Origin of the sequence: Amycolatopsis sp. NPDC023774 (assembly GCF_040639695.1) — a bacterium.
In the GTDB taxonomy this organism is placed as follows: Bacteria; Actinomycetota; Actinomycetes; order Mycobacteriales; family Pseudonocardiaceae; genus Amycolatopsis.
The window spans coordinates 194,759-216,875 of sequence record NZ_JBFAAJ010000006.1 but is presented as its reverse complement, the minus strand read 5'-3'; the positions used below and the strand labels follow the sequence as shown (position 1 = coordinate 216,875).

The following is a 22,117-nucleotide window of genomic DNA, read 5'->3' as shown; positions in this document are numbered from 1 at the left end:
GTGTGGCCCGGCATGGTCGCTTTCGTGCAGCCACCGCGCTTGGCGTTGGCTGGACTACCGGTGACCACGGTCCTCGTCGTCGCCGCAGCCGCTCCGCCGGTGTCCGTCGCGGTCATCACGCTCGGTCGTCCGAAAGGACACCAAGCCAGCTGCCGCCTGTCTCGTGCCGGGTCAGCAGGCGCAGGAACCGGGCCAGCGGGGAGAGGGCCGCGTCCGACGAACCACCTCGGGATCCCGTCGGGGCGCGAGAACTTCCCGGGCCGGCCGAAGGCGGACTCCGGCCGGCCCGACCGCAGGTGAAGCCGAGGCCTAGGCTTGCCCGTCGACGAACTCCGCCGAGTGGTCGTTCCACCAGCGGGCGATGTCGGCCCGGCGGGCGAACCAGGCGCCGCCCTTGGCCTGGGCGTATTCGATGAACTCCCGCAACGCCCCGGTCCGTGCCGCCTGCCCCACCAGCCGCGGATGAAGGCCGATGGACATCATCTTGGGACGGCCCCTTGAGCCTTCGAGCCACAGCTCGTCAAAGCCACGCTTCAGGTAGTCGAGAAACAGGCTCGGTGAGCGGGTTCCCTGAATGTCGTTGTAGGTCAGCGAATAAGGGACGACGAGCTGCCGGACTCCCTTGACGTCGACGTAGTACGGCAGATCGTCGTTGTAGGCGTCCGAGTCATACAGGAAACCTCCGTGCTCCACGACCAGCTCGCGCGTGTTGATCGAGGGCCCGTAGCGGCAGTACCAGCCGCTGGGCGCTTCCCCCCACGTCTCCTTGAAAGACGCCACGGCCTTCTCGATCCGGTTGGCCTCTTCCTCGCGCGACAAGCGCCATTGCTCTTCCCAGCGCCAGCCGTGCCCGAGCAGGTCGTGCCCGGCTTCCCGGGCCGCCGAGGCGACCTCCGGATTGCGCTCGAAGGCCACCGCACAGCCGAAAAAGGTCGCCTTGACGTCGTACTCGTCGAAGAGGCGAAGCAGCCGCCACACGCCGACCCGGCTGCCGTACTCGTACATCGACTCCTTGGCCAGATCCCGCAGATGAGCCGGAAAGGCGTAGTCCACTTCGGCGAGACTGTCGTTCTCACCGTCTCCCATCTCGTGCGAGTACTCGGAACCCTCCTCGTAGTTCACCACGAGGTTGACGGCCACGTTGGCTTCGTTCGGCCACCGGACAACCGGAACGTCCCTGCCATAGCCGACCAGGTCTCGACTGAGGTTGCTCGAAATGTCTTGCATCGACCTCAAATCCTCACTCACGAAGTTTTCATTTTACTTGGCGGACCCGTGGAGAACCTCGAGGGGAACCCGATGGGTTTCCGGAACGAACAGCGCGGCCAGCCCCAGCCCCAAATACATCACCGCCACGATGGCGAACACCCAGAACTCGCCGACACCCTGCAGCAAAGAGCTGGCAATCAAGGGCAGAAGTGCTCCGCCGACAAATCCGGTGTTGACGACGACCGCCGTTCCAAAACTGCGGACGCGGGTCGGGAAGAGCTCCGGCGCCCACGTCCAGATGGTGGTGTTGACGAGGAGCACGAAGATCTGGAACACGAAACCCAGTGTCAGGATGAGCCCATCGCCTTGAGCGAAGACGGCGAAGGCGAGCACGGCCACGGCAGCGCACACCGCACCCACACAGACCACGGTCCGGCGTGAAATGGCGAATCCGCCGTACGAGGCGATCGCGCAGCCGAGGAGGCCGCCCAGGTTCTGCAACATCGTGAACGTCACGCTGCCCTGCACCGAATAACCTCGGTCGACCAGCATGATGGGCATCAGCAGCACCACACTGAACTCCGCGCCCCACGCCAGGAACGCCGCGATCCCCAAGGCGATGGTGCGCCGGCGAAGCGGCTTGGCGAGCACACTCTTCAACGCCCGGGACGCGGGGCCGTCACCCTGCGCGCTCTCCGAGACGGCAGCGGTCTGGCTGTCGACGTAGGAGTGGATTTCGCCGCTTCGCAGGCGTAGCCGTCCGGTCGCCAGCCGGGTGAGGGCCTCGTTCGCCTCCTGGATCTTGCCCCGGCTCAAGAGGTAAGCCGGCGTCTCGGGCAGATACCGCCTGAAGAAGAAGATCAAGACCGCGGGCAGGCCCAGCAGGCCGAAGGCCCACCGCCAGTCGTTGTCGCCGGCGCCGACCGCCGAGGCGACCGGGCCGATCACGAGCAACGTGTAGGCGTAGGCGAGAAACAAGCCGACGCCCGCGGAGATCGTGTTGAACAGGGAGACGAACACGCCCCGGACCTTGGTCGGCGTCAGCTCGGACAGGTAGGTGAGCCCGACGGCGATCTCGCCGCCGACCCCCAGACCGGTCACGACCCGGGTGACGCCGAGAACGGCCGAGTTCGGCGCCAGGGCCGAAAGCACCGACCCCAGGCAGTAGATTCCCAGGCTGACGGCCAGCAGGCTCCTGCGGCCCAGCAGGTCCGCGACCACTCCGCCGATGATGCCGCCGATCACAATCGCGATGAGACTTACCGTGGAGAGCAACGCCAAAGCAGAGGCATCGATGCCGAGATCTTTTTGGAGAGAAGGGCCGAGCGCGGAGAGAATGAGTTGCTCGAAAACCTCGAAGAGGCCGCCCAGCACCACAAGGGTAAGCGCCAGATAATGAGTTCTGGTGAGCCCCATGTCATCGATGATTTCACCAAGTGACCTGGGTTTTCTGCCCATGGCGGCCTTCGCATCGAATGCCATGATTCCACTTCCTACGTTCGAGTGTTGTTGATCCGGTCCTCAAGACACCCTTTTGGCGCGCGTTGACGGCCGCGAAGGAGAGGGGAAGGAGAACACGGAGACGAGGTCTTCGCCTCCGGTGTTTTCGAGCGCATGCCACGAAGCCGCCGGAATGAAGATCGCCTGGCCTCGGTCGAAATCCAGAACGCCCTGGTCGGTGTGCAGCCGGCCGGCCCCTTGGGCGACGTACATGACCTCGGAAGTGGCATGCGCAATCGTGTCCGTCCTGGGCGATCCCGGTGGGATCGTCACCACTCCCAGACAGTTCTGGATCTCTGGGACATTGGCGGCGCTCAGCAACAAGCCGTCGGCCGGCGGATTCGCGGGATCGTAGGTGACCTGGACGTACTTTCCCGTGACACTGTCAGTCATGATTTCCTCTCCCGGATTCGGTCAGAGACCTGGCCACTCGACCCCCGCCTGTCCGGGGAAGAGCTGTTCCTTGTTCAGCCGCAGGTGATCCCTCATGGCATCTTCCGCACCGCGCGGGCCATCGCTGCGAATCGCGTCGAGGATGCGCTGGTGATCGTTGATCAGCTTGAGGCGATTTTCGCGGTCCTGCAGCACGATCTGGTTGATCAAGACCCACAGTGGCTGCCGGTCGATCTCGACCAGTTCCAACGCGAAGTGGCTGAGAATGTGGTTCGGGCACATCGCGGCCAGGTCGGCATGGAACGCCATCGAATGGTTGACGAAGTCGGGAAGCTGCGCCGGCTCGTCGATCAAGCGGGCGGCCAGGTCGAGTTCGTGTTGCACCTTGTCCAGGTCGAGATCACCGGGATTCGCCGCAAGCAGGCGGGAAAGCGGTGGCTCGACCACCAGCCGAGCGGCGATGACGTGCTCGGGCGTCGAGCCGATCTCATGCCCGGAGCGCTTGAACAGCCCCCGGCTCAGGTCCGCCACGTAGGTCCCGTCGCCGTGGCGCACCACGATGGCACCGCTCAGTTCCAGCGCGAACAGCGCCTCGCGCACACTCGCCCTGGACACCTCGAACTTGGCGGAGAGGTCGCGGTCGGACGGCAGCCGAGCCCCAGCAGTCAAACCCCCCTGCTGTATCTCACTCAAAAGCGCCTGAGCCACGCGCAAGTACCGCCGCTGCGGCAAAGAGGTCCGCTCGGAGTGGTCTGAAGACTGCATCCTGAGAGGTTAGACCAGTGCCTCAGGGCGCACAAGAGTCGGCTCATCGATCGGTCGACGTTGCGTGTTCGACCGCCCGGAACTGCGGGTATTACGCACAGTGGGCGACGAATCGCGGATCGACACCGCGCTGCGGACGGGTACCCGGGCCTCACCTCACCGAGCCGGCAAGGGATGAACGTTCGCCGGAGCACGCCGGTCCGGCCTGCGACGGATGTGCTCGCCACGGCATTCAGCCGAAGATGCTCTGGTGACCCAGCCGGTCCGATCGCCGTGCCGGTGATGCCGATCGGCATCACCGGCGCCGCGAACCCCGACGGTTCCGTCGTCTCGGCGACGGCTCGTCGGTGCCCCGCCCCGGGCGGCTGAGCCAGTATGAGCCTTCCGCGCACCCGGTGCTTCGAATCGACCTCGTTACGCGGTGACCGCGCCGTCGACGACCAAGTCGTGGCCCACCGCGAAGCCCGAGTTCCCCGACGCCGGCCACAGCACCGCGCCCGCGACCTCGTCCAGCGAACTCTGACGCCCCAGGCGAACATGCGCCTCCACGCTGTGCCGGGGGCCAAGTTCGAGCCGGGAGTGGCATCGGCCGGGGAAGGGGGAGCTACGTCGTCGCCGTTGTGGCGAAGGGAGGATTCGAGCGCATGGTCGGGGCGACCGTGGAGCGGTACGGCGCCTTCGACATCGCGCACCACAACGCCGGCGTGGCGCGGCGCTGGACCGCATCGGCGACGGCATCCGCAGCAACGCGGTGAGCCGGGGCGCTTCGACGAGCCGTGTCGTACCGGCCCGGCGAGAGCGACGACGTGCGCAAGGCGCGCTTGACCGGCGAGATTCCCGCTGCTTTCGTCGCCTCGATCGTGTCGACATCGGATCACCCGGTGCGACCGGTCGAGGGGCATCGTCTGCTCCGGCGATCCACCACGATCGTGGCGTCTTCTCGTCCCGTAGCGCAGGATGTGGGCATGCTTTCGTATCCGATGTGGCACCGGTGTGGGACGAACGTCGAGATCCCGGGGGTGCACGCGTGACCGAACCGACGATGCCCGGGCACCGGCTGCGGGGCTACGTGTCGCACGGCGAGGACCTGCGGTCCGGCCGGCTCAGCCCCCGTACGTACCTCGAAGAGACGCTGAACCGCATCGACGAGCTCGACGGCACGGTGGCCGCGTTCGTCGTCGTCAACCGGGAGGGGGCGCGGCGGGCCGCGGACGAGTCGGCGGAACGGTGGTCCGCGGGGAAGCCGCTGTCGCCGATCGACGGCATGCCCGTCGCGATCAAGGACATCATCGAGACCGCCGACATGCCGACCGGTCAGGGCTCGCCGCTGTGGGAGGGCACCGACTGGAAGCGCGACTCGGCGAGCGTGCACGCGTTGCGCGAGGCCGGCGCGGTCATCGTGGGCAAGACCACCACGACTGAACTGGCCTCGAAGCACCCGTGGCACGAGACCACGAACCCGCACGACCCGCGCCGCACGCCGGGCGGCTCGTCCAGCGGCACGGCGGCGGCCGTCGGTGCCGGCATGGTCCCGGTGGGCCTCGGCACGCAGCTGCTCGGCTCGATCCTGCGTCCGTCGAGCTTCTGCGGCGCGGTGGGCTTCAAGCCGAGCGTCGGCGCCGTCAACCGGAGTGGCTCGCACGACCACTTCAGCCAAAGCTGCCAAGGCTCGATCGGCGCGACGCTCGCCGACACCTGGGCGGTCCTGCGCGCCATCGCCGACCGCGCGGGCGGCGATCCGGGATATGCCGGCCTGGCCGGCGACGTGGACTTCACCCGGCGCACCAAGCCGGTGACGCTGGCCGTCCTCGAGACCGGCGGGTGGAGCGCGACGACCGATGGCGCGCGCCGCGCGTTCGCCGCGGTCAAGCAGCGCCTGCAGGACCACGGCGTCCAGGTGGTGGACCGCACTCAGGACGACCGGGTCGAAACCGTCGAAAAGGCGGTCGCCGACGCGCTGCGGCTGACCCAGGCGATCGTCGCGTGGGAAGGCCGCTGGCCGCTCAACACCTACGCCGACATGGACGCCGCGAAGCTCAGCCTTGACGCCCGCGACCGCTTGAAAACCGCCGAAGCGATGACACAGCAGGAATACCGCGAGCTCCTCGACCAACGCGCCACGGCGCGCGCCACCTACGAGGACGCCGCGGCGCACTACGACGCGATGATCACCCTCGCCGCCTGCGGCGCCGCCCCGGCCGGCCTCGACTCGACCGGCAACGTCGCCATGAACGTGACCGCCTCACTGCTCGGCTGCCCCGCACTGACCCTCCCGGTGCTGGCCGACGAAGACCTGCCGCTCGGCCTGCAGGTTCTAGGCCGCACCGGCCACGACGCGGCGCTGTTCGACGTGGCGAACTGGATCGCGGGCGACGCGCTGGGCCGTTCCGACCTGGTGGGCACGGTGGGGTGACCTCGGTACCTCGCTCCGCGCTCGGCGAGGCCGTCTGCGGTGTCGACGGCCTCGCCGAGGAACGCCGGGGCCGGGAGCGGTGGTCGGCAGACCGGCGGGCATGCCGAGAGATCCCGCTGTGGTGCTCGACAGCGCATCCGGCTCTCGACCACCCAGCTCGCGCACCGCGGTGCCCCAGGCTTCTCACCTCACCTTGCGGGAAGTCGCAAAGCGCAGCTCACCCCTGATCAAACCGGCACCCGCGTGGCCTCGGCCTGAGGTGGGCACCCCGCGCCCGCCAGGAGCAGACCAAGCAGCGATCTCTTCGCGCGTGGCCTGTCGGAGGCAATCCTCGATCCGCCGGCGAGCCGAATCGGCGCCCTCACCCAGGCGTACTCACGGGCCCGTGCGCGCTGTCTCCGCCAACCGTCGCACTCAACCTCCAGGGGAAGCCTGGCCCTGCTGACCGGCCCGGTGCCGGCCCGGTGTCGTGCCCACGAGGTTGGTGAACGCGGCGATGAAGTGGCTCGGGTTGGCCCAGCCGCAGGCGTGCGCGACGTGGGTCGTGTCGTGGCCTTCGGAGAGCAGGATGAAGGCGAGGGCTCGCAAGCGGTCGTCGCGGGGTTGCGGGGTTGCGGGAGCTGCAGGGGCTGTTTGTTCGGGGGCCTCGTGGAACTCGTCGACGAGGAAGCGGCGGAGGCGGGCGCGCGCGGCGGGGTCAAGAGGGCGCGCGGAGGGGTCGTCGTTGCGGGGCCCGGTGAGGGTCAGCAGGGCGCTGCGAGCGTGGTCGGAGGCCGCGAACACGGCGGGGTGGTCCGGCACGAGCCGCGCGAGGGACGGGGGCAGGAAGACGATCCGCATGTCCGTGTCGCCGTGGGCGCGGTGGTGGTGGGTGGTATCGGCGGGAGTCCAGGCGACCCGGTTGGCCGGGACGATCGAGGTGCCCTGTCCGGTGTGGACCGACAGCACGCCGCGGGCGGCGCACACCAGGTGGCCACGCGGGTGGGAGGACACGGCGCTCGTTCCGCCCGACGGCCAGAAGTGCGCGCCCCCGGACGGCCAGACGTGCGAGCGGGCGGGTCGGCGGCCGTCGGGCATGGGTTGGCATGTTACCGGTGGCCGGTCAGCCCGCGTCCAAGCGAGAGTGCAGGGCACGAGTGCGACGATTGCAGCGGCGGTTTGCGTCCGGGCGGGCGGGCCGGAGGTGCTGGAGATCCGTGGGGTGCCGGCGCCGGCGGTTCGCGCAGGCTGGAGCCTGGTGCGGGTGCGCGGCGCGGGCCTGAACCGGTCGGAGCCGAGGACACGCCAGGGGCACTCCCCCGACGTGACGTTCCCGCGGGTGCTGGGCATCGAGTGCGTGGGAACCGTGGCGGTCTCCACCGATCCCCTGCTGCCTGAGGGCACGACGGTCGCGGCGGTGATGGGTGAGCTGGGGGCGGGGGTTCGACGGCGGCCACGCGGAGTACGCCGTGGTGCCCGACCCGCTGCTGATGCCGATCACGACGACGTTGCCCCCGGGGCGTCCTGGCCGCGCTGCCGGAGGCGTACCTGACCGCGCAGGGCGCGCTCGACCCCCTGTCTGCCACGCGGGGACGGCTGCTGATCCGCGACGGGACGTCGTCGGTGGGGCGGGCGGCCGCGTCGATCGCGGGGTCGAGATCGCGGCCACGACCCGGCGGCCGGATTAGGCCGGCGCCTGCGCACGGCCGGCGTGGACCACGTGCTCCTCGACACCGGTGGCTCGCCGGCGTCGAGCGTGCACGCGCTCTGGCCCGCAGGCCCGGACCACGTGCTGGACCTCGTCGGGGCGAGCACGGCGGTCGACTCGCTGAGCCTGATCCGGTGCACCGGGACCGTGTGCGTGGCAGGTTCGCTGAGCGGGTGGCTGATCCCGGACCTCGAACCGGATCGCGATGATCCCGTCCGGAACGAAGCTCACGGCGTTCCACAGCGACAACCTCAAGGGGAAGCACACCTGTGCTGCAGCGGGTCGTCCACGAGGTCGAGGCGGGCGTCTACCGGCCCCACGTCGACCGGGTCTTCGGCCTCGAGGACCTCGTCGCGCCCCACCGCTACAGGGAAAACGACCGAGCCACCGAGAAACTCGTCGTGCTGCCCTAGCCGGGGCACCCGCAACGTCCACTCAGGACGGCAGCTCCACCTCGAGCCCCATGATCGTCGTGGTGCGGCTGCGACGGAACCACCTGCGGGCCGGGGTGATGTCGGGCAGCTCGTCGAGCAGAGCCTTGCGCTGCGCCGGGGTCACCGCGCGCCAGCGCAGCTCCAGCACGGGCCGGACCGGGGACACGTAGGCGCGCACCCGCTCGTGGACCTCGGCGACGCGGGTGTGGTAGTCGCGGTCCGGCTCGTAGGACAGTTCCAGGTCGATCAGCGGTTCGGCACCCCCGGCCCGGTGCCGGCACCGCGACAGCAGTCGCGCGATCTCGTCCACGGCGAGCTGAACCGTGGTGGTCATCCGGTCCTGCCAGGGGCCGGGGTGCGGAGCGTTGACCCCGGCCGGCGCCAGGTCCGCCAGCGGCACGATCAAGGCGCCGATGGCGGTCCCGGTGAGCTCGACGCGGAGCCGGCGCCCACCCGCGTCGGCGGTGAACCGGGGCACCCGGCCGGCCAGGCCGACGCCGGACCGCAGCCGCACCCACTCCGAGACGTCGCCGGGCGGGTGGCCCGACAGCACGAACGTGAACTCCAGCTCGTCACCCGCGAGGTTCATCCTCGCCGGGAACGGGGACCCGAGGTCGGTCATGAACGCCGAGCCGATGGTGAGTGCGACGCTGGACCCGCCTCCGGTCATCACCGCCTCCTCTGTGGGGGTGGAGCTAGACCTGCAGGTCCGTTTCGATGCGCTTGAGGTAGTGCCGCGCCAGCGCCAGGTTGGCTCGCTCGCGGTCCAGCACCAGGTAGAGGAACAGCGAGTTCCGGGAACCGACCGAGTTCAGCAGACGGATCAGGTGGTACTGGCGGTGCAGGGTGATCAGGATGTCCTCGATGCTGTCGTTGAGCGCGAGCGACGCCATCACGCGCAGCTTGGAGCGCACCACCTCGGTGTTGCCTGCCGCGGCGACCTCGAGGTCCAGCCAGTCGCCGCCGCCGCTCGTGCCCAGCGACATCCCGCTGTCGTAGTCGACCAGGGCGACGCCGATGGCGCCGGCGATGGACATGGCTTCCTTCAACGCGGTGTCGATGTTCATCATCACTCGAACTCCTCCTGTGAACTGGTGGTGGACGGGGTGCCGGGTCCGGCTAGGCGGCCAGGATCGTGCCGAGCCGCTCGATGACGGGGCGGGACTCGAACAGCAGGCGTCCGACGTTGAGTCCCTTGTCCCCCATGACGACCAGCACCGCCACCCGGCCGATCGCATAGACGGCCATGTAGCCGTCGCTGCTGAAAACCACGGTCTGCTTCAACGTGCCTTGCCCGCACACCTCCGACGCCTGGCGCGCGATCCCCAGGTCCGCGGCCGCCAGCGCGGACAGCTTTGCGGGATCGAGGTGGTCGGCCGCGTCGGCCATGATCGGTATCCCGTCGACCGCCGCGAGCACCGTGTCGGTGATGCCTGCGACGTTTTCCCGGAGTTTTCTCAGCTCGGCGGCCAGCGCGTCGAAATCCACTACTCTTTCTTCCTGCATCGAAAAGGACGAACGGATCGGATGGAATTCCGAAGACCCGGTGTGCCCCGGCGACCGGGTGGGCAAGATACGCGCACAGCACATTCGGAGTCGATCCGATGATCACGTTCCAGCAATGACTCCGAGTTCACTTCGTGGCGCGAAACCCGGCCGGCCGACTCGATCATCGCCCATTGGGGTCACTCTTGCGAGCGCAAACACTACCCACACGATCACTCCCGACCAACGGGCGGCACAAGATCACTTGCTGCGCTACACGATCGGCCCAACCACTTTGCGTCACCCCGGCCCAGAACCCGGGAAATGGTCTGGTCGCCGTCAAAAAATCACCGAACCGCGGTTCGGTCCGTTCCCCTTCTTCGATCACCCGCGCGAACTGCCACGACACAGCCGGGGAATCGCAGCCGCCGGCTCCGGATTTGCCGTCGGCTCACCTGCCCGGGCGCGCACCGGTTCACGGATCACGCAGGACTGGTACAACTGTGAAACACGCCACCTCGCCTCCGCAGCCGCGTCCATTCGGCCGCCGCGAATACGGCATTTCGACGAGTTCGTCTGCGCCTTCGAGTGCGGCGTTCCCAGCAGCACCACGGCGCCGGTTCGACACTCCGATGTGGACGCTGCCGGATCGCGCCGGCGCAGGTTAGCCCGAATGGCGCAGCAGCAGGCCTCACCCGAAGTGAGAACCATTCAGCGACCGCAGGCCGACCCTCCGGCGTCGAAGGCGTCCAGAACCGTCCAGCTCACCCGGACCGGGCGAGGCGGGCGAACGGCCCGGGCCGCGACCATGGCGGACAGACCACCGTCGGCACGCAGACGAGGAGGCGGACGTGGCCGAGGAAACCGGCGCCGGACGCCACCCCCAGGCGCGGCGGGCCCTCGCGGCCGTCGCGGCGCTGCTCGGCGCGCTCGCGGTGACCGCCGCGTGCTCGGGCGACCAAAGTGGACAGACGCCGGCGCCGTCCAGTGCGGTGTCCGCCCCGGCGTCGCCCGCGCCGACCTCGGGCGAAGGGAGCGTCGAGTGCGCTGCGGTCGCCACGGCGGGCCGGAACCTCGCGACCAAGACGGCCTCGCTCGTCGCCGGCCAGGCGAGCCGCGACGAGGTGACCACCGCGGCGCGTGACCTGCGCTCCTCCCTCGACGCCGCCCGTGACGTGCTCGGGCCGCAAGCGCAGTCCGACCTCGACGCCGCCGGGACGGCGCTCCAGCAGCTGCAGGACGTGCTGACGACCCAGCCGCTCGACGTCACCGCGCTGCGCACGGCCGCTACGCAGGTCGCCACGGCGGTCAGCGCCGTCGTCTCCGTGTGCGGCGGCTCGCGCACACCGAGCACCCCGAGCACACCGACGACGACGTAGCCGGCGCACGCGGTCCGCCGCGGAAGTTCACCGGGCTCGGTACCGCCGCCACACCACCGCGCCGGACTACCGTTCACCTCGGCGGTACCGGTGCCGGCCACGACGCCACGTCCGGAGGCTCCGCACCCACTCCGATCGAGCTCTACTACGAAGACCACGGCGCGGGGCGTCCGGTCGTGCTGATCCACGGCTGGCCGCTGTCGAGCCGCTCGTGGGAGGCGCAGGTGCCGGCGCTCGTCGACGACGGCTACCGCGTGATCACCTACGACCGCCGCGGGTTCGGGCAGTCGTCGCAGCCGTGGGAGGGCTACGACTACGACACCTTCGCCGACGACCTCGACCAGCTCCTCACGACCCTCGACCTGTCCGAGGTCACGCTCGTCGGGTTTTCGATGGGCGGCGGCGAGGTCGCCCGCTACGTCGGCCGCTACGGCACCACCCGGATCGCCAAGGCCGTGTTCGCCGCGGCCGTGCCGCCGTACCTGTACCAGGAAGACGGCAACCCCGAGGGCGGCTTCGACCAGGCGCTGCTCACCTCGTTCCACGACGGCATCCGCGCCGACCGGCTCGGGTTCGTCGAGGGGTTTGTCACGAACTTCTTCGCGGTGAAGGGCCGCACTGAACTGGTCAGCCCGTCGGTGCGCGCGTACAACACCGCGATCGCCGCGTTCGCGTCGCCGAAGGGCACGCTGGACTGCACCACCGCGTTCACCAAGACCGACTTCCGCGACGACCTGAAGGCCTTCACCATCCCGACGCTGGTGATCCACGGCGACTCGGACGCGATCGTGCCGTTCGAGATCAGCGGGAAGCGGGCCGCGGAGGCCATTCCCGACAGCCGGCTCGTGCTGGTCGAGGACGCCCCCACGGCCTCAACGTCACCCACACCGCCGCCTTCAACGTCGAACTGCTCACGTTCCTGCGCGAGTGACGGCCCGCGCCGGTGTGGTGCACGGGCACCATACCGGCGCCGGATCACCCGACCGGGTACCCCGCCTCGGCGAGCAGCCGAGCCGAGAGCGTCCACAGCCGCCGCGCCTTCGCCGGGTCGAGCGCGAAGTCCGCGACGCCGCGCCGCACGCCCTCCGTGAACGGCTCGGACTCCTGGCAGTCCTCGAAGTACTTCCCCGTCACTCCTTCCACCAGTGGCGACGCCGCGAGCAGCACCGAGGTCGCGGCACCCTGCGGGATGTCCTTCACGGACACCCCGGTCGCGCCGGCGGGATCGAAGGCCGAAGGCGGGTTCTCCCTGTGCCGGCCGAGGTTCGTGGACCAGATGCGGCCCGGGTTGAGCGCGTTCACCGTGATCCCCTCGACCGCCCAGAGCCGGGCCGCCTCGACGGCGAAGAGGATGTTGGCCGTCTTCGACTGGCTGTAGGCCGCCCACGGCTCGTACGGGGTACGCGTGAAGGAGACGTCGTCGAAGAGCACCTCGCCGTTGACGTGTCCCACCGAGCTGACCACGACCACGCGGGCGTGTCCCGCCGCGGCGAGCGCGCCGTGCAGGCCGGTGGCCAGCTGGAAGTGCCCGAGGTGGTTGGTGGCGAACTGCAGCTCCCAGCCCTGCGCCGTCCGCCGCTCGGGTGTGGCCATCACGCCGGCGTTGGCCACCAGGATGTGCAGCGGCCCTTCCCAGGCCCCCGCGAACGCGCTCACCGAGGCCGGGTCGGCGAGATCCAGCGCGGCCACGTGCACGCCCGGGTTGCCCGTGCTCGCCACGATTTCGCGCGCCACCCGATCTCCCGCTGCCACGTCGCGCACGGCCAGCATCACCTCCGCGCCGGCCGACGCGAGCGCGCGGGCCGTCTCCTCGCCGATCCCCGAAGCCGCCCCGGTCACGACGGCGCGCCGGCCGCTCAGGTCGACCCCGGCGCTCACCTCGGCCGCCGTGGACGTCGCGCCGAAGGGCGTGGTCACTCGCTGGGTCATGGTGCTGTCCTCTCTGCTCCGCTAGTCTCGTATGTGGAGCCGGTTCCACTTACGACTATAAGCGGATTCGGGTCCACTTAGCGGAAAGGAGTGGCGTGACGAACACCGGGCGGTCGTTGAGGGCCGACGCGCAGGAGAACCAGGACCGCATCCTCGAGGCCGCGGCGCGCGCGTTTTCCCGCCCGGGGGCCGACACCTCACTCAAGGCCATCGCGAAGGAGGCCGGCGTCGGCATCGCCACGCTGTACCGGCGCTTCCCGGCACGGGAAGACCTCGTGGAGGCGACCTACCGCAGCGAGACCGAGCGCCTGGCCGCATCCGCCGCGGACCTGCTCGCCGAGCTGGCACCCGACGCCGCGCTGCGCGCGTGGATGGACCGGTTCGTGGACTACATGCTCACCAAGAACGGCATGGCCGAAGCGCTGCCCGGCATCCTCGCCGCGCGCGAGGGCCTGCGCACGCACAGCCGCGACCTGCTGCGCGCGGCGATCGAGCGCATGCTGACCGCCGCGGCCGAGGCCGGCACGCTGCGCGCCGATGTCCCGGCCGACGACGTGATGATGGCGATCGGCGGGGTCACCCTGATCTCGGACCACGAAGACCAGCGCGAGCTGGCGACCCGGCTGCTGGACCTGGTCGTGGCGGGGCTCCGGCCCCGCTGAGCCTCAGGCGGTCTTCACCCCGACGAGCTCGGCCGAACGGTCCCACAGCCGGCGGGCGAGTTCGTCGTCGTTCGCCCGCGGGTTCACGCGCCGCGCGGGTTTGCCGCGCTCGTAATACACGCCGGACTCCCACTCGACGCCCGGCGCCGTCGTCGCCAGCCAGACCAGCTGGCGCGCGCCCTTCTCGGGGCTCACCATGGCCATCCGGCCGAGCGGGTTCTTGTAGATCAGGCTGAAGAAGCTGGCACTCTCGGTGGCGAAGGCCGTGGTGACGACACCGGGGTGGAATGCGGCCGCCGACAGGCCCCGGGCGTGGAACCGGGCGTGGAGCTCGCGCGTGAACAGGATGTTCGACAGCTTCGCGGTGCCGTAGGCCTTGTGCGCAGTGAAGGCCGCGTCGTGGTCGAGGTCGTCGAGGCGCAGGTCCCCGAAGAGCCGGGCGCCGGAGCTCGAAGTCTGGATCAGTGACGCACGCGAAGCCAGCAGCTTGTCCATCAGCAGTGTGGTGAGCAGGAACGGCGACAGGTGGTTGACCTGCAGCGTCTTCTCGAATCCGTCGGTCGTTTTCGCCCGGTCGCCGAAGATGCCGCCGGCGTTGTTCACGAGCACGTCGATACGCGGGTGGGTCGCGTCGAGTGCGGCGGCCAGGCGTCGCACGTCCGCGAAGCGCGCGAAGTCGGCGGTGTGGTGCTCGACCCCGAGCTCCCCGGCGACCGCCTCGGTCTTGGCGGGCGAGCGCCCGACGACCACGACCCGGTGGCCGTCGGCGTGCAGGCGGGGGGCCGCGGCCGCACCGATGCCGTCGCTGGCACCGGTGATCACGATCGTCTTCGGTTCGGACATGACGCTCCTCGTTCTCGAACTCCCCACCCGGCACTGTACGCCACTTGTGGCACCCAGTGCCAAATGTGCCACTCGCTGCTAGTGTGGCCCGGTGAACGACCACCCCCCCGGCCTGCGCGAACGGACCCGCCGGGCCGTGCAGCAGGACATCACCGAGGCCGCACAGCGGCTGTTCGTCGAACACGGCTACGAGCGCACGACAATGGACGACGTCGCCGAAGCCGCGGGCCTGTCGCGGCGCAGCCTGTTCCGCTACTTCCCCACCAAGGAAGACCTGATCGTCGGCAAGTTCGAGGTGCTGGCCGAGACGATGGTCGAGCGGCTGCGCGAGCGCCCGCTCGACGAGCCGGCGTGGACGTCGCTGCGCCGGGTGTTCGACCTGCTCGTGCCCTACGTCGACGCACCCGGCAAGTACGAGGTCGCCGAACCCATGCAGCGCATCGTCTTCGCGACGCCCGCTCTGCTGGCGAGCTACCTCGAGAAGCTGCACCGCATGGCGGCCGCGGCCGAGACCGTGCTGCGCGAACGCGCCGAAACCCGGGGCGCGCCGTCCGACCCCACCGACCCGGCGCTGCCCGCTGTCACCGGCGCCGCGTTCTCGTGCCTGCTCGCCGCGCAGCACGCGTGGCTCGCCGGCGGGGCCCAGGAGACGTTCGCCGTGTGCCTCGACCGGGCGATGGCCGCCGTCGCCCCCGCCGGGAAGGCTTGATCCCCACCGGTTTTCCCGATGTCGGCGGGGATTTTTCCTGCCAGCGCTGCCCTGCGGCGGGCCGGAGCCGCTGAAATCGTTGCCGTGGAAGGTGTGTCCGGGTCCCGCACAACGGCGCACCGAGCGCGTAGGGTGCGAAGAGCCGCCCCTGCCCCCGGCGGCGAGAGCCAGCGCAGTGAGGGGCCGCCATGGATTCCGTGGACTTGACGGGCATCGCCGAACCGCACCTGAGCACCGTGGCCGCCATCGTCGGCTACGTGCGCCAGGGCCGGTTCACCGAGGCCGAGGCGCAGCGGATGATCGACCGCGTCCGGGCGCGGGGCCCGGAGAGTCCACACGGGACAGTCGGTTCCGGGCTGACGCCGGCCGCCGGGGAGAAAGCCCCGGCGGAGCGGGCGAACTCGTGATCAGTTCTTGCGGTACGCCCGCGTCAGCACCACGGCCGGGTCGAGCTCGCGTTCGGCCAGCGAGCGGGCTACTTCGCTGAGCCGGGCGTTGTTGCTGCGCGCGTACCGGCGCAGCGCTGTGAACGCGTCGGCCATCGACAGGCGGCCGCTGACTGACAGCACACCCTTCGCCTGCTCGATGACCACGCGGCTGCTCAGCGCCGACTGCAGCTGGCCCGAAAGCACCTCGCCGCGACGGATGGCGCGTTCCTGCAGGATCCCGATCGTGGCGGTGTCGGCGAGGCCCTGCGCCAGCTCGAGATCCTCGGCCGGCACGTGCGCGCGGCCGAACAGATTCAGCGCGCCGATCGTCAGCCCGCGCAGCCGCAGCGGCAGCGCGTGTACCGAGGCGAACCCCGCCCGCTGCGCCGCCGCGGCGAACCCTGGCCACCGCCGGGTGTACGCGCCGATCGAGGCCGCGTGTACCGCCGCCCCGGTCCGGAAGCAGTCCACGCCCGGCCCCTCGTCGGCACCGAGCTGCAACAGTTCCCGCAGCCCGTCCTGGTCCGTCGAGGACGCCCGCACTTCCAGGCTCCCCCGCTCGTCCGCGAGCGTCAGCCCGGCGGCGCCGACGCCGAGCAGCTCGACGCAGCGCTGCGCCAGGATGTGCAGCAGCTCCGTGACGTCGTACTCGTCGACCAGTGTGTCGGCCATCGAGACGAACGCGTTGATCATCAGCCGTTCTCGGTCACCCATCGCGGCCACCTCCCCCATCTCGCCCGTTGTACCCATATTGGTCCTTTTTCCTCCGCTACGTCCAACGCCGGGCGATCGGCACGCCGGACGCCCGGCGGATTTCCCGGCGCCGAGCCGGCGACGAGTTCAGGATCCAGCGCACGCGCGCGGGATTCCGCACGCGGTCCCTCACCCAGTGAGGGCCGCGGCGCAGTCGAGCCACCGGGTCGGCGCGCGCACGGCACTCCGGCAGCCGGCGTCGTCGCAGCCCTCACCCACGCCGGCCGGCGGTGTGTCGATTTCCGCCGTCACCGGCGGGCGTTCGCGATCAGGAAGGTGTAGTGGCCCTCCAGGTCCTCCCGGACGTCGAGGACCTTCTCCGCGAGCCCCACCCTGGCCTCGCGCGAAAGGAACAGCTGCGTGTCGTCGATCGCGACGACATCGTCGCCCTTGGCCGGGCACGTCGCCACCTCCACCTCGACCGCCGCCCCGGCCCGGGGCGGCCCGTCGAGGAGCAGGCGGCAGCCGCCACGCCGCCCGACCTGGTGGGCCTCGGTGATCCGGTCGATCGCCGCGATCGCCGATCGGGTCATGGTGAGCATCCGCCATCCCGCCTTTCTCCGGTCGTTTCTCCAGTCCTGCTTCGTCTCCCGGTCAGGACCGCGTCTTGCGGTCCAGCTCCAGCGTCCACTCCTGCTGCCAGCGGCTGAGCCGCCGGCGGTCGAGCCCGAAGACGAGGACGCCGTAAAGCAGGCTCAGCAGTGCGCAGAAGCCTGCCCACGCACCGAATCCCGTCATCGCGCCCTCGACCGAGGCCGTGCGCGGGTCGAGCGGCGGCGGCACCGGGTCGCCGGCCCGGTCGAGCCACACCACGACCGTGTCCCCGGCCTTGGTCAGTGGTTCCGCGTCGACCTGCGCCACCCGGAAACCACCGTCGGGCAACCGCCACCGGGCGTCGCGCGGCTGGGGTCCACCCGGCACGCCGTCGGGGCCGACAGCCTGCGGCGGCGGCCCGTCGACGAGCAGCGTCGCCTCGACTCGGTCGCGGCTCGCCGCTTCCTCGATGGCCTGTTTTCCGCGCTGTGCGGCGGTTTCCGACCCGAGGACACCGGCGAACGGCACCGCCAGGAGCGCGAGCACCACGAAGGCGGCCAGCACCGCCGCCTGGAACCGGTCCGACGGCCGGACCACCACGCCGCCCCGCGGGAGCAGGGCGTGCCACATCCGCCTGAACCACTCGGCCGACCGGGTCACGGTGCTCGCCCCCTGTCGCCGGAACCTCCTCCGGCCACCGGCACGGGCGTGCGGGCCCGGTGCCCCGAAGCGCTGCGGGCCGCGACCCAGATGCACGCGACGCCACCGGCCAGGAACACCACGCCGACCACGACGAGCAGGACCGACAACCAGCCGATCGCCGGCACGGTCGCGCCGGCCTCCGCGTCGACGGCGACGCCGCGCGAGCCGTCGGCGTTCATCACCACGACGGTCCAGTCCCCGTCGCGCACGGGCCACGCGACGGACTGCGTGCCGGGGCCCGACGCCTGCCCGGCCCAGATGCCGGCCTGCTGCGGCGGGGTCGCGAGCGCGCCGCCCGGGTTGTCGAAGCCGACCGCGCCGCGGTCGCCGAAGTCGGTCACGGTGGTGTGCTCGACGCCGGCGAGGTACCGCGCCGCACCCGCGGCGGGCGCGATGCCGATGAAAACGCCCTGCGTGGCGTCGACGGCGGTGGCGCGGATCCGCGTGTCGCCGACGATCGCCGTGAGGTCCGGCCCGCCGGTACCCAGCCCGTGCAGCTGTACGGGGTCGCTCGCGAGCGCGTAACCCGAAGCGTTGAACGGCGCCGAGCCGGAGAAGTAGCCGTCGGCGTCACGCTGGTTGCGATCGGCCCACATCAGTGCGCTGCCACCGGAAAGGAGACCGGTGGAAAACAGCACGAGCACCGCGCCGCAGACGGCGGCGGCGACGCGGCCGCCCGTCCAGCCCGTGACCGCCGGGCCGGATCCGCTCGCGGTTGGTGTCGTGGGCGGGCTGAACGGCGTTGTCCCCGGCTCCGTGCCGGGCTCGGTCGCGGAACCGGAGGGCGGCTGGGTCAGCGGTTCCGGCCAAGGCGCCGGTCCGCCCGGTTCGCTGCCGCCCAGGTCGAGCCGGAACGGCGGGTACCGGTCGGTCAGCAGCGACACGTAGGCGGCCACCCGCAGCACCCAACGGTCGAGCCCGAGGACGAAATCGAACAGCGGGCGCGGGTACTTTCCGGTGAACAACAAGATGATCGCGGCAATCAGCACCAGGATGCCGACGAGACCGCCGGCCGCCCAGGTGAAGTCGTACCGGCCCGGCCGCGTGAACAGCCACGTGCCGCCGCCGACGAACAGCCCGACGATGATGAGCTGCGGCAGCGCCAGGAGCCACCACTTCACGAGCACAAGCCCCCGGGAGAGCCGTTGCGGGTACTCGACCTGCAGCCGCGCCGGGTACTCGGGCACGTCGCCGAAGGTGAACGGCGGGTACCGGTCGGTGCCGAGCGCGGCGTAGGAGTAGTACTGCACGCGAAAGCTCCACCGCAGCACGCCCACGGTGAACTCGAACAGCGAACGCGGGTAGCGGCCCGTCACGAGGATCGCGAAGAACGCCGCGAGGCCCACGAACGGGTAGGCAATCCACAGGGCCGCCAGAATGAGGTGGTGTGGCAGCGCCAGCAGCCACTTCACGAGCCAGAGCCAGCGGGACAACGGTTCGTCCAACTCGGCGTCGACGCGAACAGGGTAGACGGTGTGCACGGTCGTACCTCCTTCACCTCGGCCACCGGCGAGGCCGCGGATGCCCGCTCCGGTCCGAAGTGGACTGCTCTGCCCGGAACCGCCGGAGGTGGGCCGGTGGCGCACCGCGGGCGCGCCCCGCGCGGAACCTCCCGGGCGCTCGGTGGTGGAGTCCCACCTCGCCGAGGTCCGGAGCCTGCGCCGGGCAGTGCCCGAAGGGGAAGGACAGGCTTCGAGTGTTGCACGCTGTGACCGCACCCACCAGGGCCGCGGCCCGCGGTGGGTTCACCGTGACCCTCCGGAGACCACCGCGTGAGCCGGGCTCACGGGGACCGTCCACACGAGACGGGTGCCACCCGACGACGGGCACTCCACGCGAAACGTGCCACCCGACTCCCTCGCGCGCTGCTCCAGGTTGAGCAAGCCACTGCGCGCCACCCCCGCCGGCAGGCCCACGCCCGTGTCGGACACCTCGACCACGAGGTACTCGCCGAGCGTCACGGTGAGGACCAGCTCGTCCGCGCGGGCGTGGCGCAGTACGTTGCTCACGGCTTCGCGGACCACGGCTTCGGCGTGTTCGGCGAGGATCGGCGGCACCCGTTCGAGCGGACCGGACAGCCGCACGGTGGTGCGAATCGCCGAGTCGCCGGTCGTTTCGGTGACGGCGTGCCGGAGGCTCGCGCGAAGGCCGCCACGACGCCCCGGGGCTACGTGCAGCTCGAAGATCGCGCTGCGGATCTCCTCGATGACCTCCTGCAGCTGGTCGATGTGCCGCCCCAGCCGCGACGCGACGGCCGACGTCCCCGCCCGGCGCAGCGTGTCCTGCATCTGCAACCCGACCGCGAACAGCCGCTGGACCACGTGGTCGTGCAGGTCGCGGGCGATCCGGTCGCGGTCGGTCACCACGTCGAGCTCGCGGCGGGCGGCCTGGTTCCCGGCGTCGCGCAGCGCGAGCGCGGCCTGGTCGGCGAACGCGGACACGATCTGCAGCTCCTGCTCGTCGAACCGCGCCGCGCCCGGAGCGCGCACGGTGAGCAGGACACCCGCGATCGACTCGCCCGAGCGCAGCAGCACCACGAGCGCGGGGCCGAGGTCGACGCGCGGACCGTCGGCCAGGTCCACGGCGAGCCCGGAGACGCTGCGCGGCACGTGATCGCGCAGCACGGCACCGGACGTCGAGCCGGCGACGAGGATCCGGCGGCCGGTCAGGGCGTCGGAGTCCGGGCCGGCGCAGACGGTGACGACGAGCGCGTCTTCGCCGGCGGGCACGGCGATCAGCGCGTCGACGGAGCCGGTGAGACCGGCGGCGCGGCTCGCGATCAGGCGCAGGACCTCGCTGATCTCGGTGCCGCCGAGAAGGGCGGCGGAGATTTCGCCGGTGGCTTCGAGCCAACGCTGGCGGTTGCGGGCTTCCTCGTACAGGCGCGCGTTGTCGACGGCGATGCCGGCCGCGGCCGCGAGCGCGGCGAGCGCTTGTTCGTCGTCGTCAGTGAACCCGGTACCGCTTCGTTTTCCGGTGAGGTGAAGGCGTCCGAGCAACGTGCCGCGCGCTCGCAGGGCGACGCGAAGGGAAGTGCGGCCGGCACCCCGGTTCCGCGAGCGGTCGAGGGGGTCGAGTTCGGTGACGACGAGGCCGGTGGTGGCGCCGTCGGCGTCGAGCACCGCGAGCGCGCCGTAGCGCGCATCGACGAGATCCGCCGCGGTCGCCACGATCCGGCGCAGCGTGCCGTCCAGCTCCAGGCCGGAGGACAGCTCGAGAACGGCCGTGAGCAGCGCGTCCAGCCGGTCACGGTCACCGGCCGGCGCGGTCACGGGTACCCGGTCGACGTCCGGCATCCCGCCACTGTGGCACACCGATCCGGGCCCGGGGTCACCCGTGAACGGCGACCTTGGACCCGGCGCGCGGGACGTTCGGCACTAGGCCGGGACGGGTGCGCCGGCGCAGCGTGGGGGCCGGGGTGCGGAGGTGACCCATGAAGTCCGGAGTCATACCCGTCGGGCGGCTGAGCGCGCGCCAGGTCCGGTCCGTGCTGCTCGCCGCGACGACCCCGCCGCCTCTGCACGACACCCGGCCGTGGCGGTTCCTGTGCACGCCGGGGTCCATCGAGCTCCACGCCGGCCCGGCCGCGGGCGGCCGCCGCGGGCAGCTGCTGGACTGCGGTGCGGCGCTGCTGAACCTCCGGCTCGCGGTCAAGGCCCAGGGCTGCCACCCCGACGTGCGGCTGCTGCCCGCCGCCACGCGGCCGGACCTGCTTGCCGTGGTGCGCCCGCGCGGGCTCGAACCGGTGACGCCGGTCGACCGCCGCCTCGCCGAGGCGATCCGGCTCAGGCGCGGCAACCGCAACCCGTTCAGCTCGGCCCTGGTGCCCCCGGCGGTGCAGCGCGAACTTCGCAAGGCGGCCGAGCTCGAACGCGCCTGGCTCGCGACGATCGGCGACGCGCAACTGCCGCAGCTGTGCGAAATCATGCTTCCCCAGGGCGCCGCGTGCACCGAATTCGCCGTGGCGCCCGGCCGGCTGCTGGTCGCTGTCGGCTCGCTGCACGACACCCCGCTCGCCCAGCTGCAGGCCGGCCAGGCCGTGCAACGCGTCCTCCTCACGGCGGCGTCCGCCGGGTTGTCCGCCGCCCACTGGTCCGACACCCTCACCCCCGCCCGGCGCCGCGAACTGCGCCGCCTCCTCGGCGGTGGCGTGTGGCCCCAGGCCCTGCTGCGCCTCGGCCACGGCGCCCCCGTCCCTTTGCGACCCCACCCCGACCTCGACAGCGTGGTCGCGAGCGACGAACGCCCGCTCTCCCGCGGCTGGCCGTGATCACCCGCCCCGAGTGCGTACA

24 protein-coding genes are annotated in these 22,117 nt (G+C 70.9%); 8 read left to right on the top strand and 16 right to left on the bottom strand.

The window, feature by feature from the left end:
* Nucleotides 1-309: 309 nt before the first annotated feature.
* The 5 genes from AB0F91_RS17225 to AB0F91_RS17205 form a co-directional block, all read right to left on the bottom strand.
* Nucleotides 310-1,248, bottom strand: a complete 939-nt coding sequence (locus AB0F91_RS17225; protein ID WP_360598505.1) for a polysaccharide deacetylase family protein — start codon at nt 1,246-1,248, stop codon at nt 310-312.
* A gap of 12 nt (nt 1,249-1,260) precedes the next feature.
* Nucleotides 1,261-2,691: an MFS transporter gene (locus AB0F91_RS17220; RefSeq protein WP_360598504.1), complete on the bottom strand. Its 1,431-nt coding sequence runs from the start codon at nt 2,689-2,691 to the stop codon at nt 1,261-1,263.
* Between the two features lie 39 nt (nt 2,692-2,730).
* Nucleotides 2,731-3,102: a cupin domain-containing protein gene (locus tag AB0F91_RS17215; RefSeq protein ID WP_360598503.1), complete on the bottom strand. Its 372-nt coding sequence runs from the start codon at nt 3,100-3,102 to the stop codon at nt 2,731-2,733.
* 21 nt (nt 3,103-3,123) lie between these two features.
* A complete protein-coding gene (locus AB0F91_RS17210) occupies nt 3,124-3,867 on the bottom strand; it encodes a GntR family transcriptional regulator (protein WP_360598502.1) in 744 nt (247 codons plus the stop codon).
* 414 nt (nt 3,868-4,281) lie between these two features.
* The gene (locus AB0F91_RS17205) at nt 4,282-4,416 is read right to left on the bottom strand and encodes a hypothetical protein (RefSeq protein WP_360598501.1); all 135 of its coding nucleotides are present in this window, start codon (nt 4,414-4,416) and stop codon (nt 4,282-4,284) included.
* A 478-nt stretch (nt 4,417-4,894) separates the two neighbouring features.
* On the opposite strand from AB0F91_RS17205, the gene AB0F91_RS17200 reads away from it, so the two are divergent.
* On the top strand, nt 4,895-6,280 hold the full coding sequence (locus AB0F91_RS17200) for an amidase (protein ID WP_360598500.1): 1,386 nt from the start codon (nt 4,895-4,897) through the stop codon (nt 6,278-6,280).
* A 414-nt stretch (nt 6,281-6,694) separates the two neighbouring features.
* On the opposite strand, the gene AB0F91_RS17195 is transcribed toward AB0F91_RS17200, so the two are convergent.
* A complete protein-coding gene (locus AB0F91_RS17195) occupies nt 6,695-7,357 on the bottom strand; it encodes an AraC family transcriptional regulator (RefSeq protein ID WP_360598499.1) in 663 nt (220 codons plus the stop codon).
* A gap of 879 nt (nt 7,358-8,236) precedes the next feature.
* Here AB0F91_RS17195 and AB0F91_RS17190 point away from each other — a divergent pair.
* Nucleotides 8,237-8,380, top strand: a complete 144-nt coding sequence (locus AB0F91_RS17190; protein WP_360598498.1) for a zinc-binding dehydrogenase — start codon at nt 8,237-8,239, stop codon at nt 8,378-8,380.
* Nucleotides 8,381-8,402: 22 nt separating this feature from the next.
* Here the strand turns inward: AB0F91_RS17190 and AB0F91_RS17185 are convergent, their stop codons facing one another.
* Genes AB0F91_RS17185 through AB0F91_RS17175 form a run of 3 tightly spaced genes read right to left on the bottom strand, consistent with a single transcriptional unit; the run spans nt 8,403 to nt 9,889 of the window.
* Nucleotides 8,403-9,071 carry a hypothetical protein gene (locus AB0F91_RS17185; RefSeq protein ID WP_360598497.1) on the bottom strand — a complete coding sequence of 223 codons (669 nt, stop codon included), beginning with the start codon at nt 9,069-9,071 and terminating at the stop codon, nt 8,403-8,405.
* 25 nt (nt 9,072-9,096) lie between these two features.
* Complete coding sequence (locus AB0F91_RS17180) at nt 9,097-9,468, bottom strand: hypothetical protein (protein ID WP_360598572.1); 372 nt, start codon at nt 9,466-9,468, stop codon at nt 9,097-9,099.
* A 52-nt stretch (nt 9,469-9,520) separates the two neighbouring features.
* Nucleotides 9,521-9,889, bottom strand: coding sequence for a roadblock/LC7 domain-containing protein (locus AB0F91_RS17175; protein ID WP_360598496.1), 369 nt, complete (start codon nt 9,887-9,889; stop codon nt 9,521-9,523).
* A gap of 848 nt (nt 9,890-10,737) precedes the next feature.
* Here AB0F91_RS17175 and AB0F91_RS17170 point away from each other — a divergent pair.
* Nucleotides 10,738-11,265: a hypothetical protein gene (locus tag AB0F91_RS17170; protein WP_360598495.1), complete on the top strand. Its 528-nt coding sequence runs from the start codon at nt 10,738-10,740 to the stop codon at nt 11,263-11,265.
* On the top strand, nt 11,214-12,356 hold the full coding sequence (locus tag AB0F91_RS17165; protein WP_360598494.1) for an alpha/beta hydrolase: 1,143 nt from the start codon (nt 11,214-11,216) through the stop codon (nt 12,354-12,356). Before AB0F91_RS17170 ends, AB0F91_RS17165 begins: the two co-directional genes overlap by 52 nt.
* On the opposite strand, the gene AB0F91_RS17160 is transcribed toward AB0F91_RS17165, so the two are convergent.
* Nucleotides 12,241-13,194: an SDR family NAD(P)-dependent oxidoreductase gene (locus AB0F91_RS17160; RefSeq protein WP_360598493.1), complete on the bottom strand. Its 954-nt coding sequence runs from the start codon at nt 13,192-13,194 to the stop codon at nt 12,241-12,243. The genes AB0F91_RS17165 and AB0F91_RS17160 overlap by 116 nt on opposite strands.
* A gap of 95 nt (nt 13,195-13,289) precedes the next feature.
* Between AB0F91_RS17160 and AB0F91_RS17155 the strand changes: the two genes are divergently transcribed.
* The gene (locus AB0F91_RS17155) at nt 13,290-13,856 is read left to right on the top strand and encodes a helix-turn-helix domain-containing protein (RefSeq protein ID WP_360598492.1); all 567 of its coding nucleotides are present in this window, start codon (nt 13,290-13,292) and stop codon (nt 13,854-13,856) included.
* 3 nt (nt 13,857-13,859) lie between these two features.
* Here AB0F91_RS17155 and AB0F91_RS17150 read toward each other — a convergent pair whose 3' ends face one another.
* A complete protein-coding gene (locus tag AB0F91_RS17150) occupies nt 13,860-14,699 on the bottom strand; it encodes an SDR family NAD(P)-dependent oxidoreductase (protein ID WP_360598491.1) in 840 nt (279 codons plus the stop codon).
* A gap of 91 nt (nt 14,700-14,790) precedes the next feature.
* On the opposite strand from AB0F91_RS17150, the gene AB0F91_RS17145 reads away from it, so the two are divergent.
* Nucleotides 14,791-15,408: a helix-turn-helix domain-containing protein gene (locus AB0F91_RS17145; RefSeq protein WP_360598490.1), complete on the top strand. Its 618-nt coding sequence runs from the start codon at nt 14,791-14,793 to the stop codon at nt 15,406-15,408.
* A 188-nt stretch (nt 15,409-15,596) separates the two neighbouring features.
* Nucleotides 15,597-15,815, top strand: coding sequence for a hypothetical protein (locus AB0F91_RS17140; protein ID WP_360598489.1), 219 nt, complete (start codon nt 15,597-15,599; stop codon nt 15,813-15,815).
* Here AB0F91_RS17140 and AB0F91_RS17135 read toward each other — a convergent pair whose 3' ends face one another.
* From AB0F91_RS17135 to AB0F91_RS17115, 5 genes are all read right to left on the bottom strand, one after another.
* Nucleotides 15,816-16,550 carry a GAF and ANTAR domain-containing protein gene (locus AB0F91_RS17135; protein ID WP_360598488.1) on the bottom strand — a complete coding sequence of 245 codons (735 nt, stop codon included), beginning with the start codon at nt 16,548-16,550 and terminating at the stop codon, nt 15,816-15,818.
* A gap of 287 nt (nt 16,551-16,837) precedes the next feature.
* Entirely contained in the window at nt 16,838-17,122 is a 285-nt protein-coding gene (locus AB0F91_RS17130) for a hypothetical protein (protein ID WP_360598487.1), read from the bottom strand.
* A 61-nt stretch (nt 17,123-17,183) separates the two neighbouring features.
* Nucleotides 17,184-17,783, bottom strand: coding sequence for a hypothetical protein (locus AB0F91_RS17125; RefSeq protein ID WP_360598486.1), 600 nt, complete (start codon nt 17,781-17,783; stop codon nt 17,184-17,186).
* Nucleotides 17,780-19,306, bottom strand: a complete 1,527-nt coding sequence (locus tag AB0F91_RS17120; protein WP_360598485.1) for a DUF4389 domain-containing protein — start codon at nt 19,304-19,306, stop codon at nt 17,780-17,782. Before AB0F91_RS17120 ends, AB0F91_RS17125 begins: the two co-directional genes overlap by 4 nt.
* 264 nt (nt 19,307-19,570) lie before the next feature.
* Nucleotides 19,571-21,121, bottom strand: coding sequence for a GAF domain-containing protein (locus tag AB0F91_RS17115; protein WP_360598484.1), 1,551 nt, complete (start codon nt 21,119-21,121; stop codon nt 19,571-19,573).
* Between the two features lie 137 nt (nt 21,122-21,258).
* Here AB0F91_RS17115 and AB0F91_RS17110 point away from each other — a divergent pair, with 137 nt between their 5' ends.
* On the top strand, nt 21,259-22,095 hold the full coding sequence (locus AB0F91_RS17110; protein ID WP_360598483.1) for a hypothetical protein: 837 nt from the start codon (nt 21,259-21,261) through the stop codon (nt 22,093-22,095).
* Nucleotides 22,096-22,117 lie beyond the last annotated feature (22 nt).